Origin of the sequence: Tichowtungia aerotolerans, from assembly GCF_009905215.1 — a bacterium.
In the GTDB taxonomy this organism is placed as follows: Bacteria; Verrucomicrobiota; Kiritimatiellia; order Kiritimatiellales; family Tichowtungiaceae; genus Tichowtungia; species Tichowtungia aerotolerans.
Map to the genome: position 1 here is coordinate 1,997,983 of NZ_CP047593.1, position 18,008 is coordinate 2,015,990.

Genomic DNA, 18,008 nt, shown 5'->3' on the forward strand with positions numbered 1-18,008 from the left:
GTCGTGATGTAGGCATTCAATATGGAGCTTAGGACGTGTGGATTGTTTGGGCGATAGGGTTAAAGATCATGCGAGTGAATAAGGTTTTAGCGAGCGTTTTTCTTTTTGCGGCAGCGTTGCATGCGGGTGACGTAGCTTCGAGGTGGAGCTTCAATCAGGAAGGCTTGAGCGGGTTGACTTTTAAGAGCGGTGCCGGAATTGAAGAGGCTTCTTCGCCTTCTCGCCGCGGGGTGCTGTCGTTTGGGGAAAACTCCGGAGTTGCCTCCTTGAACAGTGGACTGATACCGGAAGATTTTGATGAGAATAATTTCACCTTCAGCCTGATGTTCCGGTGCGATCCGCTTCCTCCAATCGGCAGTGCGTCGGCAGAGGATCAGAGTCTGTTTAAAAGCGAGCGTTTGAGCATGGTTGTTCGTCGCGGGAATGACGGCGGCAATGCCGGCACCATTTTCGCCATGCTGCAGGTTGGGGCAAAAAAAGTTTTGTTTAAGCCGAATGTGCGAGTCGATGACGGGCGGTGGCATCGCGTGACGCTGAGGTCGGATGCCCGGAAAAATCGCGTGCAGGTTTTCCTCGATGGTCAGTTGCATGCGAGTCGCGATGTGGAGGGATCTGCTCCGCTGCTTGCAACGGCCGAAGAGTTTGTTTTGGGGCCTGCTCCGGCAGCGCAGGTGGATGAGTTGAGTATCCATAATGTGGCGCTGGATGATGCGGCGGTGCGCAGTGCTTTTAATTATGCTTATTACGGGGTGGAGGATCGCAACCTGCAGGCGGGGATCGATTCGGTTCGAATCTTTATTCCCGCGAATCAGCCGGAGTTTTGTGCGCGCTATTCCCAGATCTTTGCCAGGCATTTGATGGGGCGTGCGCCGGCGGTGAAGGTGTCGTTTGAATCGCAGCGTCCGCTGCGCCCGGCGGAACGCGGCGAACTGCTTCTTGTGGCCGGCGTTGCCGGCGTGGACGCAGGGGCCGATGCGCTTTTGCGGGAAGGGCTTCCCCGGCTCCCGAGTGTGGACCGTCCGGGTCCGGAGGGCTTTTCTCTGAAGGTGGCGCCGTCCGGTGACGGGCTGACGGCATGGGTGGCCGGAACCGATGAGCGGGGCGTTTTGTATGGTTTGGGTCGCCTTCTTCTCCTGTCGCAAAAAGAAGGGTTTCGTGTTGGATGGCCGCAGGCGCTGGAGGTGGTTTCCGCCCCGCGCGTGGAGCTGCGTTCTGCGAACAGCGGGGCGTTTAAGCTTTCGATGGATGTTTCCTTGGCAAAGAAAACCGGGGCCCGCGCATGGAGCGTTGCGGAGGGCATCACCTATTGGGAAGAGTCGCTTCTGTTCGGCGTTAATTTTTACACCTACGGGCGAGGTCGGGTGACGCCGGTGAATTTGGAAAGCTATCGGAAGGATGGTCGCGGAATCGCCCTCGCGACGGATCAGGTCTGCGCGGATTATGGGATGCATATCTGCATTTCGCAGTCTGTAAACGGGCTGGGGCGATCCAATATGAAGCCGGGCTGGAATGCGTTGAATATTGCCGGCCAGGAAGATCCGCACCTGGCGTGCATGTCGATTCCCGAGGCTCGCGAGGCGATCATCGAAACGTGGGAAATTTATGCAAAAGAGAGCCAGCGGCTCGATTCCGCCTTGCTTGCGGCGGCGGATATTGCCGGCTGCCATTGTGAGGCGTGCCGCAAAGACTGGCCGAAGATGTATTATGAGCTGTGCTGTGATATCGCGGAGGTCGTTCATCGCTGGAAGCCGGATGCAAAACTCTATTTTTCCAACCAGGAAATGAGTTTTGAGCAGAACGAGGAATTGTTCGAGTTAGTGCGCAGGGATCGCAACAGCCCGCTGGCCGGATATATTTACGCCCCCGCCGGCAGCGAAAATTCGACTTATGGATATTTGCTGAAAAACCCGCGTTGGGATCGCTATCCGGGACTTTATCCCGACAGCACGTTTTTGAAGTCCCGGCTGAGCTACCTGCAGCCGGGGCAGGATATTGTGTCGTTCCCGGATATTAGTCACTGGAAGCGGGCCGAGTGCGGCGTGGCGTATGCCGATCCGATCATTTCCGAGGTTTACCCGCGCCGGACGTACACCGCCCGTCCGCTGGCGTACTCTAAAGCTTTTGATGAGCGCATGGCATATTGCTCTGGGGTTTCTGGTTATTCCGAAGGAAACCATGACGACTTCAATAAGTATTATTTGATGCGGCTGGCGTGGGATCCGGATCTCGAACCCCGAGAGATTGCACGGGAATATTACGCTTATTATTGCGGTCCGGAGGCCGGTGAGCTGCTCGCAGATGCGGTTTTTCTCGGTGAGCAGATTCGTGAAAACCCCTTCCGCAGGAGCGGGGAAACTATTCGCCGCTATCGTCAGCTCGTACAGCAGGCGGGGGATTGCATGCCGCCAGAATATCTGGCGGGGAACTGGCGTTATTACCAAATGGATGTGCGTTCGCTGATTGATTTGTATTTGTACGAACGCATGAAATTTCAGCAGCAGCAGGTGAAGCAGGCGGAGCAGCTGATGCGGGCTGCCGGAGACAGCGCGGATCCTTCTGTGCGGCTGCGTGAGGCGCAGGATGTTCTTTCCGGCCAGTTTGAATCGGATCTGCTCGATCAGGCGCGCGTCGCAGATGACATTACTGACAAGGCCATCGGGCTTCGTTCGTACGCTTTGAAGGTTGCGGACAGCGGCGATGTGGCGGGTGTTTATTGGCTGAAAGATCAGATTGAAATGATCCTTCAGCAAAGCGGTGCGTATGCGCAGTGCCGAATGATTCAGGGCGTTCTGAATTATGATCAGGTCGGACCGGACGAATTTTATGACAACTGCGGGACGATCGACCAGCAGCCTAATTATGATTTTGAAAGTGGTGAGCTGTATTATGGAACCGGCTCCTGGCCGAAAGAGACTCGGCCGTCACAGCGGTGGTATAACTACTCGTTTGAGGCCCAGGACGGCCTGGAATTTTCGTATAGCGGTCTGGACACAAATGCTGAATATACAGTCACTGTGACCTGGCCGAATCCGACAGGCGTCAGTTTTGCGCTCAACAGTCCCAACGCGTTTTATGTTGAAGCCGATGGTGTTCAGGTTGGGATGGTAACTCCGCCGGATCGGGTTGAGCAGTTCTCATTTGACTTGCCGGTTGCTGTTACGCAGGACGGAATCCTCAATGTTGCGTTGCGAAAAGTGACGGGGCAGAGTCGGTGCACCTGTATTTCCGAAATATGGGTGAGGAAAAAAGACAAAGCAGATTAGAGCATTGTAATATTGAAGTGCGGTAATACTTTGCGACACTCATGCTTTATGGGTGTTGTAAGCGGAGATGTTCTGTCAGAGAGCAATAGATGCTTGCCTCAGCTCACCCCTTAGGTTGCACGGAGCTATAATGTGCATATCACAATGTTTCAACGTTGGCTTTGTGATTTACGCTATACCGGAAATTACGAACCCGAGAAACGGGGGCGCCGTCAGCTTATGAAGCACAAACGTGAGCAGTGGCTGTCCTTGACCTCGATAGCATGCGCCATCCTGAAGCACGGCGACGCATGGTTGGAGAAGAGAAAGGATGGAGCGGTAGACTGTTTTTTAGATGCTGAGAAAGCAGGGTTTCCAATCTTTGGAAACCCTGCTTTGCATCCGGAGGCTTAGGCTAAATCGTCCGGAGTGCAGTGGTCGTAGCACTCGAACGGAATGCCGAGTTCCTCGGCCAGGGCTTTGAGCGATCCGAGATGGTCGCCGAAGGCGGTCATCGGATGGTTGGTGTGCAGGTACCATTCGATTTTTCCGCACATGCGCACATAGTGCTGCGGCCAGTCGGGGCTGCAGTTGGCGGTTCTCTCTTTCCACTGTTCTTCGGTCGGCACGTCGGTGACGCCGCGGCCTGCGCAAAGGTAGAGCTGATGGTTGCGGTAGGAATAACGCGCCCAGGTCACCACGCCCGGTTTGCGGACGACGACGGAGCTGGTTCCGCCGCCAGCCTTGAAGTACATCGGCGTCTGGCGCTCGGACCACGCTCCTTCAAGAGTCTTGTTGCTTCCCTTGGCGAAATAAGGGGCCAGTGCGCCGGAGTTGACGAGCCAGTAGAGTCCGTCTTTCCAGTAGCGCAGGTCATTGAATCCGGCCGGTTTGCCGCCGCTGAGCAGCTTCAGGGTCTGCATGGCGAGCGCGGCACCGTCATCGGCTTCGGTGGCAACGACGACCGTTTTTCCGTCACCGTCCGGGCGCAGTTTGTTGTTGAGAATTCCGAGCGTCAGGTCGGTGGCCGGGTAATGCTCAATCCAGTCGAGCTGGTCCTGTACGCCCATGCAGGTGAGACCGTAGCGTTCCTTGAGCTCCAGCAGCGCGTAGTAGACTTTCATCTGAAAGAGAACCATCTCTTCTGTCAGTGCTTTTTTCGGGTTCTTTCCGAGTTTGAATTCCATGCCGTTATCTTTCAGGAATTTAAAGGCGGCTTTGGCTTTTTTCAGCGGCACTTTCTCCGCCATTTTGGCGAGGCGCAGGCCGTCGAAGCTTTCGCGAGCCATTCCGAAGATCGACAGGAAGTCTGCATCGGAAATTTTATTCCACATCTGCATGGAGCGCGGGCCGACCGCGCCGTAGATGGATCCTTTCAATGACGCGGCGGCCTTTCTGGCGCGCTGCTGGTCTTTCTCGGAAACCGCTACATCAATCAGTTTCGGAAGTTCCGGCTGATAGCTCCCTTTGTTCAGGAATGTGCTTAAGGCTTCTTTGTATTCATCGTGGTTGGAAAAATCCTCCACAAAGATACGGCTGGTTTCCACGCCGACCTGAGAGAGGCCGCCCTGCGCGGCGAGCAGCCCGACGGCTCCGGGGAAGTCGGGAAGGATGCTGCCGAGCATCAGTTTCGGAAGGTCGGATGGCAGCTGCCACATTGGAGAAACCGTAAAGTCCGGATAAGCCCAGCCGGCGATGAAGTTGATGAAACGGCTGCCTTTGGCTTTTTTGATGATTTTCAGGCCTTCGGCGACGCTGGCCACCGGTTTGGTCGGGTTCAGCACATTCGGGGTCCAGCCGCAGGCTTTGATCACGGCCTTGATTTCTTTGAGCTGTTCTTTTGCAACGGGCCAGACTTCGGCAATTGCGCTGTCGCGTTCATCCAGCGGGATATAGATATCAACAACTTTACTCATGGTTATTCTCCTTATGATCGGCTTTTGATTTGTTTGAGTTTTTTCATCAGCTGCGGTTCTTCCTGCCCGAAGAAGTCGTGACAGCGTTTGTAAATGGAAAAGAGTTCGCGGTAGACGTTGGATGCTTCCGGGTTCGGCGTGAACGTTCGGGTGAACGGCTGGGTCATTTTTTCAACGGCTTCGGTGACGGTGTCGAACCCGCCCCGCGAGCTGCCGGCCGCCACAGCGCCGAAGATCGCGGAGCCCAGGGCGACCGCCTGGCCGGAGGCCGCCGTTTTGACGGGCAGTTCCAGCACATCCGCGAATGTCTGCATTACGAGGTCAAAGCGAATCAGGCCGCCGCAGGCGACCAGCTCAGTAACCGGCACGTTGTTGTCGAGATAGGAATCGACGATGATCTTGGTTCCGAAGGCGGTGGCTTCGATCAGTGCCCGGTAGACTTCTTCCGGTTTCGAGGCGAGGGTCAGCCCGAGAATGGTTCCGGACAGGTTGGTGTTCATCAGCACACTGCGGTTGCCGTTCATCCAGTCGAGAGCGACGAGGCCGCTTTCGCCGGGCTTGAGCTCGGCGGCTTTACTTTCGATTTCCAGAATCGGTGTTTCCATAAAGGTTTTTGCAAACCAGCCATAGATATCGCCAACGGCGGCCTGGCCGGATTCATAACCGTAAAAGCCCGGCATGATGCCGTCTTTAACAACGCCGGCATAGCCGTTGAACAGGTGAAGATCGTTGGACGGAAGCATGTGACAGCCGGAGGTGCCCATGATCATGCAGAGCGGTCCGGCATCGGAAACCCCCATGCCGGGCACGCCGCTGTGCGCGTCGATGATCGCAGCGGAAACCGGCGTTCCGGCTTTCAGCCCGCTCTCGGCGGCGAAGGCTTCGGAAACCACACCGGCTTCTTCGCCGGCCGCGACAATGCGGTCGATGATTTTTCCGTTGAGACCGGCGAGTTTCGGATCGAGTGCAGTCAGAAATTCTTCGGATGGATTGCCGAGCTCTTCACTCCAGAGGCCTTTATAACCGGCGGCGCAGGCGTTGCGGCTGAAGCTTCCGGTGATCTGCTGGATGATCCAGTCGCCTGCTTCAATGAACAGGTCGGCGGCTTCATAAACTTCCGGTGCTTTTTCGAGTGTTTCCCAGCATTTTGGAATCAGCCACTCACTGGAGATGATGCCGCTGTAGTAGTCGAGAAATTTTTCGCCGCGGGCATGGGCGATTTCGTTGACGCGGTCGGCCTGAGGCTGGGCGGCGTGATGTTTCCACAGCTTGACCCATGCCTGTGGATTGTCTTTGAACTTGTCCAGTTCGCAGAGCGGAGTGCCGTCCTGCTTGATCGGCAGAACAGTGCATGCGGTGAAGTCGATTCCGATTCCGATGATCTGATCTCCGTCGACTGCTTTAAGAACTTCGCGGATGACGGTGAGCGCACCATTGCGATAATCCGCCGGGCACTGCAGGGCAAATTCCGGCGGAAGTTTCTGGCCGCTGCCGGGCAGGGTGTCGGTCATGACGCCGTGGGCGTAGGTATAGGTGGCTTCAGCAATCTCTGCGCCGGTTTCACAGTCAACAATCAGTGCGCGAACCGATTCGGTTCCATAGTCGAGTCCAAGAGCATAACGGTTCATACCGGAATTCCTTTGTTTGATGGTTCTTTTCAGGAAAAGCGATTATGAGTGAGCACTCCATGTTTACAGATGCATCAAATTATCCTATTTTTGTCGTATCTTATGGAAACAGCTTCTTATGAAAAAGTCGGGTTGTCTGAACAGGTGGAATATTCCTGTCCGCAGCGCTGGGAACCGCTGGATGCCGATTTTCGCATTAATGCTTTTGGGATTCATGAGGTGATGCCTCCGGTTATGGTCAATCGTCCGGATGGAACGGGCGACTGGCTCTTCATCCTGTTTCATGATGCCGGACAAGTTGTATTTTCAGATGATTGTCATGATGTGGAGTCCGGGGCTTTAGTCTGCTGTCCCTACGGAGCAGGGCATCGTTACGGACAGGAGGCCGCACAATGGGATCATTCATGGATTCACGTCGACGGGCCGTGGGTGAAGGACCGTCTGGAAGAATGCGGGGTTCAGGACGGCTCCATTTTAAAACTGGAGCATCCCAGTGCGATGGAGAATTGCCTGTGGCGGCTTTATGAAGAACTGACCAGCCACCATCATCCCGATTCGGTAATCCTTAAGAATGTTTTTCACAACTGGCTGAGGGAGCTGATGCGTGATGTGAACGAAGGCGTGTCGCCCTTTGTTCCTGAAAAAATTCGGGACGTAAAACAGTACCTCGACCAACACGCCTGCCGTCCGGTGACGTTGCAGCTTCTGGCTGAGAAATCCGGCATTTCTGTTCCGCATCTGTGCGCGGAATTCCGACGCTGTTACGGGGATTCTCCAATCAATTATCTGATTGGGTTGCGTTTGAAGCAGGCGCGCTATCTGCTGCTCGACCGTGGGCTGAGCATCGGCGAAATCGCGGCTCGCGTCGGCTACGACGACATCTACCACTTTTCCAAACTGTTCAAAAAACACTTTGGCGTCAGTCCGCGCGCGATGCGCACAGCTTAAACTCTATAGAGTGTTCTGCTGCTGTTTCCGCCATTGGCCGGGCGGCAGCCCATGGGCTTTGCGAAAGGTGCGGACAAAGTGATTCACATCAGGATAACCGCAGATGACGGCAACTTCTTTTACGGAGAGATACGGAGTCATAAGGGCTGACCGGGCGGCTTTCATCCGCTGTTCATGGAGATAGCGCATCGGGCTTGTTTTCAGGTGGGTCCGAAAGAGCAGGTGCAGGTTGCTGGAGCTCATGCGGGTATGTGCGGCAAGTGTTTCGACGGTGATGGGTTCGTCGATGTGGTCGTTGATGTAGCGCAGGATAACGCGCAGCAGCGGCGGGGTCTGTTCGAGCTCCTGATGCAGGACATGCTGCTGCTGAAGCTGTTCAAGGATGGCTGCCATGACGAGGTTTGCGGCTTCCGGTGCCGCCTGTGTCTGACTGAGAGAGATGGCGGAGAGCAGCAGCATGCTTTGTTCGATGAATGAAATGTCCGGCAGCGCGACGACATGGGGTTCGGCGCAGACAAGAGTCGGGGGAGCAGTGAATCCGCAGTATACGGTGTCGATGTGGCCGTGCGAGATCTGGTCATGAACCTGATGGGCGGGCATGGCAATGATGTCGCCGGGGTGGGCGGTCAGGGTTTGTCCGTCGACATGAACCTCGCAGGTCCCTTTGCGGATCAGGATCAGTTCCATGCATTCATGCGCATGTTCGCGAACATTTTTGGCTCTGCGGTGAATTCCGGCAAAAAGCAGTGTGATTTCCTGATTCGCCGTCCTTGCATACTCCGAGGTTTCCATGGAGTAAAATTTTGTAGCAATATGCTATTTCTTGTCAATATGCCATATTGTGATTTTTCTGCCGGTCGCGGCATACTGGTTCTGCTGGAAATCGAATTGGAAAATGAATTTATCGAAAAGTAGCCGTATGGAGAAAATAAAGAAACCGGTTCAGCTTCTGCTGGATACTGATATGGGCAACGACATTGATGATGCGCTTGCATTGGCAATGATTCATGCTCTTCAAAGCCGAGGGGAGTGTGAGCTGATTGGCGTGACTGTAAGCAAGGATAATCCGTACGCTGCCATGTATGTGGATCTGATCAATACCTTCTATTCCCGAGGGAACATTCCGATCGGCTGTGTCGCAAACGGAGCAACTCCGGAAGAGGGAACGTATGCCCGTCAGGTGGTGGAATTGGCGGATGACGCGGGTGTCCCTTTGTTTGAGCGGACGATGGGAGATCCGGCGGAATATCCGTCCGCAGTTGCGATGACCCGCCGTCTGCTTGCTGCGTCTGACGACGAGGCGGTGGTGGTGCTGATGATCGGGTTTTCCACCAATATGGCCCGTCTGCTGGAAAGCAGTCCGGACGAGCATAGCGAGCTGGGCGGGCTGGAGCTGTTTAAGAAAAAAGTCAGTCATGTCGTGATGATGGCCGGAGAGTTTGCTCCGGACATTCTGGCGGATCCCATGCAGAAGAAGGCCGAGTTCAACGTCCGGCTGGATGTGCCGTCTGCCCGGGCTTTTATTGCCCGTTGTCCTCGCCCCATCTGGTTTTCCGGGCTGGAGGTCGGAAAGAGTGTCCTGTATCCGGCGGCAGCATTGGACGCCGATTACGGCTGGTGCACTTATCACCCGGTTGTGGAAGCGTATAAACGCTATCTGCCGATGCCGTATGACCGGCCGACCTGGGATTTGACGGCAGTGCTTTTTGCAGTTCGTCCGGGACAGGGATATTTCGGGGTTTCCGAGCCGGGTCTGGTTAATGTCGATGAAAACGGATATGTTCGGTTTCGTCCGCATCCAGACGGATTGCACCGCTATTTGACGGTCAATGATCAGCAGCGGGTACTGGTCGGTGAGGTTCAAAATGAACTGGCAGCACAGCCGTGTGAGGCTGAGACAGTTTTAGCTTAAGGAACGGATATGGGACTGACGGTATTAGACTACATTGTGCTGGCCGGCTATTTTGCGGCGATGGCCCTGATGGGGGTTTATTTTTCGAAACGCAATAAAAACACCGAAGAGTATTTTGTCGGCGGGCGATCATTTGCCGGCTGGGTGATCGGGTTGAGTCTGGTGGGAACATCCATCAGCTCCGTAACGTTTCTTGCATTTCCGGCGGATGCATTTAAGACCGCCTGGCTGCGTTATCTGCCGTCGCTGGGGCTGCTGGTCGCCGTGGCGGTGGCCGCGGTTTTTGTGCTTCCGATTTACCGGCGGCTTCGTCTGACAACGGCCTATGAATATCTGGAGCATCGGTTCGGCCCGTCTGTCCGCGTGTATGGCGCGGTCGCGTTTGTGATCGGGCAGCTGCTGCGGTTGAGTATTATTTTGTATCTGGTTTCGCTGCTGGTTCATGAGATGACCGGCTGGAACCTGACATTCTGCATCATCGGATGCGGTGTGTTTGTTGCATTCTACACCATTGTGGGTGGTATTGATGCGGTGATCTGGACCGATGTAATCCAAACGGTTGTGCTGGCTCTCGGCGGCGTGATCTGTGTGTGTGTGATTATCCATCAGCTGCCGGGTGGGCTGGGACAGATTTTTTCGGTTGCGCTGGCCGATCATAAACTGGCGATTGCCGATATGCAGCCGGACGGTACGCTTCAGCCGGTCGGGTGGGGGCTTTCTTTGAGCAGCAAAACCGGAACGATGCTGTTAATTTACGGGATTGTCGGTTTCCTCACAGAATATATGAGCAATCAGAATGTGGTGCAGCGCTACGCCGCTTCCAAAAGTACTCGTGAGGCTCGTAAGGCCATGATTGTGTGTGCGGGTGCGAGTGTTCCCATCTGGGCGTTTTATATGTTTCTCGGAACATCTCTTTATGTGTTTTTCAAGGTGTTTCCGGTTGATGCCGCTTCGGAAATGCTCAGTGGCGTTCGCAAGGCCGAGCAGGTCCTTCCGTTCTTTATTATCCATTATCTTCCCCCGGGAGTTACCGGACTGGTGATTGCCGCCGCCGTGGCGGCGGCAATGTCCTCACTCGATTCATCCATCAACTCCATTTCCGCGGTGGGAGTGACGGATCTTTACAGACGATATTTTGCCAAGGGGAAAAGCGACGGACATTTCATGCGGGCGGCCTGGAGCATGGCTGTGGTGACAAGTGTGCTGATGATTGTCGGAGCGATTGTTCTTGCGAAAACAGAGACCAAAACGCTTCAGGATGCGGCGACGATTGTCGGCTCCCTGCTGGGGGCCGGACTGCTCGGGATGTATATACTCGGTTTCTTTACCCGGCACGGCGATGCCCGCTCGGTGTGGGTCGGCATCCTGTTTACCGTGATTTTTACGGCGTGGACGGTGGTTGCGGACCGCTGCCCGGACCTGCTGCCGGAGGCTTTGGCCATTCCATTCGATCTCTATTACACCGGCATCATCGGAAACATCCTGATGTTTGTAACCGGATATTTGCTCAGCCTTCTTTTGCCGCGGAAAAAACGTGAGCGACTGGATGAACTGACTGTTTGGGGTGCCCGTTGATTCAAAAAAATGATGTAGAAAAACGAAGGAAATGAAATGAAACCGATTTGTGGAATTATACCGCCGGTGGTGACCCCGCTGGCTGCGCAGGACCAACTGGATGAGCCGGGGCTGGAGCGACTGATTGAACATATTCTGGCCGGTGGAGTCCACGGTCTTTTTATTCTCGGCACCACCGGAGAGGGACCGGACTGCAGCTACGCAGTCCGGCGGGCGATGATCGACCGGACCTGCCGGCAGGTTGATGGGCGTGTCCCGGTTCTCGTAGGGATTACGGACACATCGTATGCGGAATCCGTTTCGCTGGCGAACTATGCTGCGGAGTGCGGTGCGGATGCCGTAGTGGCGGCCCCGCCATATTACTTTTCGGTCGGACAGCCGGAGCTACAGGACTATTTTCTGGACCTGTTTGATAAAATGCCGTTACCGGTGATGCTGTACAACATGCCGTCCTGCACCAAGGTGAATATCGGGATCGATGTGCTTCGCAGGTTGTTGGAGCATCCCAATATGGCCGGGTTCAAAGACAGTTCCGGGCAGATGGTTTATTTCCATCTGGCGCTGCGTCTCTTTGCTGATTATCCGGAGAAAAGCATTCTGGTCGGCCCGGAGGAACTGCTGGCTGAATCCACGTTGATGGGCGGACATGGAGGCGTAAGCGGCGGAGCCAACGTGTTTCCGAAGCTGTATGTGAATTTATATAACGCGGCCCGAGAAGGGAACCTTTCCGAGACCCGTCGACTGCATGAACTTGTAATTCGAGTGACCGACCTTTATCGGGTTGGACGACATACTTCGTCGACGATCAAGGGGATTAAAGCCGCGCTCGGCTGTTTGGGAATCTGTTCGGACATCATGCTGGAACCCTTCCGGCATTTCTTTGCGGAGGACCGCAAACGGGTTCAGGCAGTGCTGGATGAGCTTCTGCCTAGAATGACATAAGACGAGGAAAAATGATGAATAAATACAATTGCTTCAAATTGATTTTATCAGGGTTTGTCTTTTTCAGTTTCAATGCCGTGCTTGGGGTGGATTTCAGCAGTGTGCCGGGAACGGTTCTGGACTACCAGCCCTTGGATTATGATTCGGGATACTCCGCTCCGCGCGTGTTTATTTCCGACCCGGAAATTCTGGTTCTGTCCAATGGAACCTATCTCGCCGCACATGCGCTGGCCGGACGAAGTTCCAATTCCGATGATTCCGGAAAGACTACGGTTTTCCGTTCCACGGACAAGGGAAGTTCCTGGACGGAGCTGACCACGATCCATGGCATTCTTCGGGGCAGTCTGGTGGAATACGGTGGGGCGGTTTATCTGCTGGGGTCGTTGAACGACGATGGCGGCGGCGTTGTCATCTGCAAATCCACCGATCAGGGAGACACCTGGTCCAGGTCGGCAACATTTGCGATAAGCGGGCTGGCGACTCCGAACAACCCGGTGGTTTTCAATGGCCGCCTGTGGAGCGCCGGCGGCCGGTCCAGTTTTTCCGCGCCGGTCGAATCGAACTTTCTCGCGGAAGCCTCCTGGACCAAAAGAAACGGATTTCCGGCACCGCAGGATGACTGGCCCTCCGGCATCGCTTTTCTAGGCGAGGGGCAGCTGGTTGCCTCGCCGGACCTGGGGCTGTATATCATGCCGAAAGTCAAAGGATATCCCTACACAACATTGGCTGCAGTGGACGCATCAACAGGACTGGTGTCATTTGATCCGGATACGGATTTTGTTTCCTTGCCCGGTGCGGAGAAAAAGTTCGGTGCGGCCTATGATGCGGTGTCCGGTAAGGCTTATGTGCTGAGCAATCCGATTCTACCGATTCATGAAAATTCAGGTATAGCTCTGGATATGATTCGCAATACCGCGGCATTGCTCAGTTCCAGTGATTTGCGCAACTGGAATGTTGAAAGAATAGTTATCTATTCCACCGACGAGGAGCAGGACGGGTTCGGCTACATGAACTTTGACGTTGACGGATCGAATATGGTGATTGCCGCACGAACCGCCTTTCCGGTCGGCAGCGATGACCCGGAAAGGGGACACGATTCCAACCTTCTGACATTTCATGTCATTCCGAATTTCAGAAACGCCGCGCCGGATCACGTCCTGAAACTCTCGGGTGAGAATGTGCTGCGGTATGAAAAAACGAATTACGAAGATGCGCCGCTGGGAGACTTTGCTCTGGGCTCCACATTTGCCGGAGCAGCGCTGACTTCTCCGGACGGATTCGGCAAGGCGTCCAATGGAGATGTTTACATTCACGAAAGCGGCGGACGGATCCTGCACTTTGATGCGTCCGGAAATTTTCTGGGGACCGTTGATGATTCCCCGGTCACATTCCAGGCCTCGGCGTTGAGTATGGATCAGCCGGCAAACGGCGAATGCTCCTGGACCGGTTCGTCCGGCGGGAACTGGTTTGATTCTTCCAATTGGTATTACTGGGGGCGGGCCGACTCTGCGGGGGAAATTGCGGTTTTCGGCAGCGCATTGACCGGAACAACCGCTTTCACCGTGGATGAATCGTATACTCTTGCCGGATTCCGGTTCCTTACAACAAGATCCTGTACGTTTTCCGGTTCCGGCGGTTTGATGATTGAAGGAACCAATGCTCTTTTCGATATTTACAGGGGCTCCCATGAGATCGAACTTCCGGTGACGCTGAATCAGGATGCGCTGTTTTCTGCGAATCCCGGAACGGATTTAACAATAGATGGCGCCCTTGATTTGAACGGGAGCACGTTGACGGCGGAAGGTTCCGGCGAATTGAAAGTGGAAAACGGAAATGTTGCACTGAAAGGCGGATCATTCATTGTTGGTGGCGGATCTGTTGTGTTTACAAACACCCTGTGTCGGTTCGGCGGGGGGGCGGTGGAGTTTGCGGTTCCGGCCGGTTTTTCTCCGGAAGAAGGGGACAGTTTTCATCTTATGGAAGGCGATATTCCGGATGACATTGCGGATCATATCGTCCTGCCTGCATTGGCAGCAGGATTGACATGGGATACGTCCGCTCTTCTGTCCAGCGGGAATGTGTCTGTTATTGTGAAGGTGCCGGAAGAGTGGATGAGTCAATACGGCCTGGCGACAAGCGGGGTGGAGGATTTTATTGATTCCGATGGAGACGGAATGGACAACTACTCTGAATGGAAGGCGGGAACCGATCCGCTTGATGCTCATTCCTTTTTTACCTGCAGTGCTTCCGCAACGGCAGCCAATGGGTTCGGGCTGCATTGGGCCGGCCAGACCGGCCGCACATATCGGGTGGATTATTCCACAAACCTGACATCCGTTCCGGCTTTTACCACGCTTCGATCCGGAATTCCCGGAATAGACGGCCTGAATGAATTTGCAGACACAAACCGGACGGCATATCCATCTGTCTATTATCGAATTGTTGTCGAATAGTGTGTTTGGATTGAATGACGGTTTTTGAACAGGAAAACAAAATATCAGAAAGGTGATAAGTTATGGATCTGTCGAAACAGGTGATTGTATCGTGGCTGGCTTTGATTGGAATAGCCGTTGCCGGGAATTCTTCGTTTTATACGCCGGAGGAGGACCTCGGCGGGTTGACCTATCACCGGGCGGCCAATGATCAGTTGCCTAATGTGCTGATTATCGGGGATTCGATTTCGATTGGGTATACGACCCCGGTCATTGAAAAACTGGCGGGCATAGCCAATGTGGAGCGTATTCCCGTGAACGGCGGGGATACAGCGAGCGGCTTGCGAAGAATCAATCATTGGGTGGGGCAGAAAAAATGGGATGTGATTCATTTTAATTTTGGACTGCACGACCTGTGCTACCGCCACCCCGATTCCCCCAATCATGGTCACCGGGATAAGATCAACGGGACGATTGCGGTTCCGCTGGATCAGTATGAAAAGAACCTGGAACAGCTGGTCGCCCGGCTGGAAGCGACCGGCGCGGCCCTGGTGTGGGCTTCGACCACTGTGGTGCCCGATGGAGAACTCGGACGCATTGCGGGGGATGAAATCCGATACAACCAGGTCGCCGCCCGGGTGATGAAAAAACATCATATTGCCATGGATGATCTGCATGCGGTGACGGCGTCTTTCGGGCCCGAATTATTCCGGGCTTTCGGAGACGTTCATTATGTGAAAGCAGGGTATGAGGAACTTGCCGGTCAGGTTGCTGAATCAATTAAAAAAGCATTAGGTGAAAAAGTGAAACAGGGGTCGAATCATGAATAAAAGAAATATAGCGAAAATAGGTTTGGTTGGTGTCAGTGCCTGTGTGTCCGGTTGGGGCGGTCAGGTTTTCGGTGAAGAGCATGCCCGTCCAAATATTGTGTTCATGCTGGCAGACGATCATGGTCCCTGGGCGTTCGGGCGCGGCGGAAGCAGTGATGCAATAACGCCGAACCTTGACCGGTTGGCTGATGAAGGCGGCGTTTTTACGCATCTGTTCGGACCGGCAGCGGTTTGCAGTCCGGGGCGGGCATGCCTGATCACCGGACGATACAGTACGGAGGTGGGGGTGCCTGACTATCTGGGCGAAGATCCGCAAATAGGACTGGAGCAGGACTTCATGACGTGGCCTTCCCTGTTAAAGGACGCAGGCTACGCCACGGCGCTGTTCGGGAAGTGGCATCTGGGAGAGCAGGATCGTCATCATCCAACCGCCCATGGATATCAGGAGTTCAAGGGTTGGCGGATCGGTGCCGGCATTTCGAAGGATCCGGTGATTGAAATAGATGGCGAGGATGTGAAGGTCAAAGGGTATACCCCGGACATTCTGGCCGACTATGGAGTCGATTTTATTAAACGTCATAAGGATGCCCCGTTTTTGCTTTCGGTTCACTTCTGGGCGCCGCACGCAAACCACGGTGTGAAAACGGAAGGAGACAGAACCTGGCTCCCGTTGAAGGATGAGGATTGGCTTCTGTTCAAAGATCTCGATCCGGTGATTCCGAACCCCGATTATCCCAAACTGGATATTCACCGGGTGAAACGAATGACCCGCGAATATCTTGCTTCAGTTCACAGTGTGGACCGGAATGTCGGCAGAATTATGGCGGTTCTGGACGAACTGCATCTGGCTGATAACACGATTGTCATTTATACGGCGGATAACGGGTTTAACATCGGACACAATGGAATATGGCACAAGGGAAACGGCAGGAAAATTCTGACGAATAACCGGAGTGCCAGACCCAACCTCTGGGATAATTCCGTGCGGCTGCCGGGAATCATTCGCTGGCCGGGCGTGGTTGCTTCCGGGGAAGTGTACACCGATACGGTGACAAGTCTGGATTGGTTCCCGACCCTGTGCGCTGCTGCCGGCGTAGACTGCAGTGCGTATCCTGTGAGAGGCCGCAACCTTTACGGGTTTCTTCAGGGGCGTTCTGCAGATTGGAACAACAGTTTTTTCGGCCAGTATAAAATGTGGGACTGGAACCAGGGCGGGGCGGATATGCGAACCTATCGGACGCCCCGTTGGAAGCTGGTTCGGGACTTTAACGGGGTTATTTCTGATGAGCTCTATTATTTGTATGAAGATCCGAGTGAATGGCACAACCTGATTGATGTCAATGAGCCGCAGGTTCAGAAGTATAGGGAAATGCTGAACCGGAAACTGATGGAACAGATGCGGGAAATTGACGATCCGTCTTTGCCTGACAGTCATCGGGATTAGCGAAAATCGGCTGGCGGGTGCGCACTGAAAACTTTAGTGCTTGCATGCTATGAATAGTCGTTTGGTCATATGGTTTTACTGGTGAATGAGTGGATAATTATCGTTGTGAGTTAAAAAAGGTATTGAATGTTAACGGATAAGAATCGGAAGGAGTAAAGGATATGAATGTAAAAAAAGTAACGGTACAGTATATGGCATGGGCTTTGTTTGCCGGCATCATCGCAGTTCGTGCCGAAGTGGTTGCCTTGTGGGATTTTGAAGAGGGAACGGTTGATTCGAACATGGTTGTATCAACGGATTCAGTTTCCGGATTAATTGCCGTTCCTGCCACTGTAAATCCTCCAATATACATTGCGGGAGCCGATGGCGTTGCCAAGGGGGCCGGCATTCTTCGGGTGGAAGATGCTTCCGGACTTCTCAATGGGTTCTCGGAATTTCATATCAAGTTCGATATCGACCTGACTCAGGATGCGACAGGCGGAACGCAGGTTTTTCTGAGAAACGGCTGGGAGAAAGTTTCCTTTGATATTTACCTGCAGGCGGATAATACGATTCTTGCCTGGTTGGTCGATACAAACGGAACGGAGCAAACGGTCAAAGCGGTTGGTTCTGATTTATCGGCGGATGCCGGATGGCAGACGGTTTCGGTTGTCTGGGATGGTTCGGCGATGTCCATTTCAGTGGACGGTGCGGCACAGGGACTGAACAATACAACCGACACCTCTGTTGCTGTTGAACTGGGCGCTCTTCAGGCTGCCAATGTCGACCTGGCGATTGGAGGAGCGCTTCGTTCGTCCGGAACGACAACCCAGTATCTGTACGGCAGGATGGATAATATTATAATCAGCAATACGAGTGTTCTTCCTGTGTCTGCTTCTATTTCCAGCCTGGCTTCTGTTTCCGGAGATCTGATCCGGCTGACGGTCTCCACCGATTCTCCGGTTGATTTTTATCCGAAAAGCACGACCAACCTTGCGACTGCCGTCTGGACGGGAGTTGCTCATTCTGATGATGGCCTGAATCCTTTTGTGGTAACCAACCTGTCCTATTCAACCCAGGCAGGGGCCGACCGTGTCATTTACCTGGAAGCAGATTCCGCCGTCCGGTTTTTCGGGCTTGGTGAAGAATAAGATCTGTAA

General features: G+C 54.1%; 12 protein-coding genes. 9 read left to right on the top strand and 3 right to left on the bottom strand.

The annotated features are described in order from the left end of the window. Positions 1-74: 74 nt before the first annotated feature. On the top strand, positions 75-3,263 hold the full coding sequence (locus GT409_RS08105) for a laminin G domain-containing protein (protein ID WP_160628599.1): 3,189 nt from the start codon (positions 75-77) through the stop codon (positions 3,261-3,263). 389 nt (positions 3,264-3,652) lie between these two features. Here the strand turns inward: GT409_RS08105 and GT409_RS08110 are convergent, their stop codons facing one another. Further along, positions 3,653-5,158 (bottom strand): L-fucose/L-arabinose isomerase family protein, encoded by a 1,506-nt coding sequence (locus GT409_RS08110; protein ID WP_160628600.1) that lies wholly within the window; start codon positions 5,156-5,158, stop codon positions 3,653-3,655. A gap of 11 nt (positions 5,159-5,169) precedes the next feature. Then, on the bottom strand, positions 5,170-6,786 hold the full coding sequence (locus tag GT409_RS08115) for a ribulokinase (protein ID WP_160628601.1): 1,617 nt from the start codon (positions 6,784-6,786) through the stop codon (positions 5,170-5,172). Between the two features lie 102 nt (positions 6,787-6,888). Here GT409_RS08115 and GT409_RS08120 point away from each other — a divergent pair, with 102 nt between their 5' ends. Beyond that, positions 6,889-7,734 carry a helix-turn-helix domain-containing protein gene (locus GT409_RS08120; protein ID WP_160628602.1) on the top strand — a complete coding sequence of 282 codons (846 nt, stop codon included), beginning with the start codon at positions 6,889-6,891 and terminating at the stop codon, positions 7,732-7,734. A gap of 3 nt (positions 7,735-7,737) precedes the next feature. Here the strand turns inward: GT409_RS08120 and GT409_RS08125 are convergent, their stop codons facing one another. Further along, positions 7,738-8,526, bottom strand: coding sequence for an AraC family transcriptional regulator (locus tag GT409_RS08125; protein WP_160628603.1), 789 nt, complete (start codon positions 8,524-8,526; stop codon positions 7,738-7,740). Positions 8,527-8,653: 127 nt separating this feature from the next. Here GT409_RS08125 and GT409_RS08130 point away from each other — a divergent pair, with 127 nt between their 5' ends. The 7 genes from GT409_RS08130 (at position 8,654) to GT409_RS08160 (ending at position 17,999) form a co-directional block, all read left to right on the top strand. Beyond that, on the top strand, positions 8,654-9,646 hold the full coding sequence (locus GT409_RS08130) for a nucleoside hydrolase (RefSeq protein WP_233231501.1): 993 nt from the start codon (positions 8,654-8,656) through the stop codon (positions 9,644-9,646). Between the two features lie 9 nt (positions 9,647-9,655). Further along, a complete protein-coding gene (locus GT409_RS08135) occupies positions 9,656-11,221 on the top strand; it encodes a sodium:solute symporter (protein ID WP_160628605.1) in 1,566 nt (521 codons plus the stop codon). Between the two features lie 36 nt (positions 11,222-11,257). Next, entirely contained in the window at positions 11,258-12,163 is a 906-nt protein-coding gene (locus tag GT409_RS08140) for a dihydrodipicolinate synthase family protein (RefSeq protein ID WP_160628606.1), read from the top strand. 11 nt (positions 12,164-12,174) lie between these two features. Continuing rightward, a complete protein-coding gene (locus tag GT409_RS08145) occupies positions 12,175-14,616 on the top strand; it encodes a hypothetical protein (RefSeq protein ID WP_160628607.1) in 2,442 nt (813 codons plus the stop codon). A gap of 62 nt (positions 14,617-14,678) precedes the next feature. Further along, entirely contained in the window at positions 14,679-15,425 is a 747-nt protein-coding gene (locus GT409_RS08150) for an SGNH/GDSL hydrolase family protein (protein ID WP_160628608.1), read from the top strand. Continuing rightward, the gene (locus GT409_RS08155; RefSeq protein ID WP_160628609.1) at positions 15,418-16,869 is read left to right on the top strand and encodes a sulfatase family protein; all 1,452 of its coding nucleotides are present in this window, start codon (positions 15,418-15,420) and stop codon (positions 16,867-16,869) included. Before GT409_RS08150 ends, GT409_RS08155 begins: the two co-directional genes overlap by 8 nt. A 161-nt stretch (positions 16,870-17,030) precedes the next feature. Beyond that, positions 17,031-17,999, top strand: a complete 969-nt coding sequence (locus GT409_RS08160; protein WP_160628610.1) for a LamG-like jellyroll fold domain-containing protein — start codon at positions 17,031-17,033, stop codon at positions 17,997-17,999. Positions 18,000-18,008: the final 9 nt, after the last annotated feature.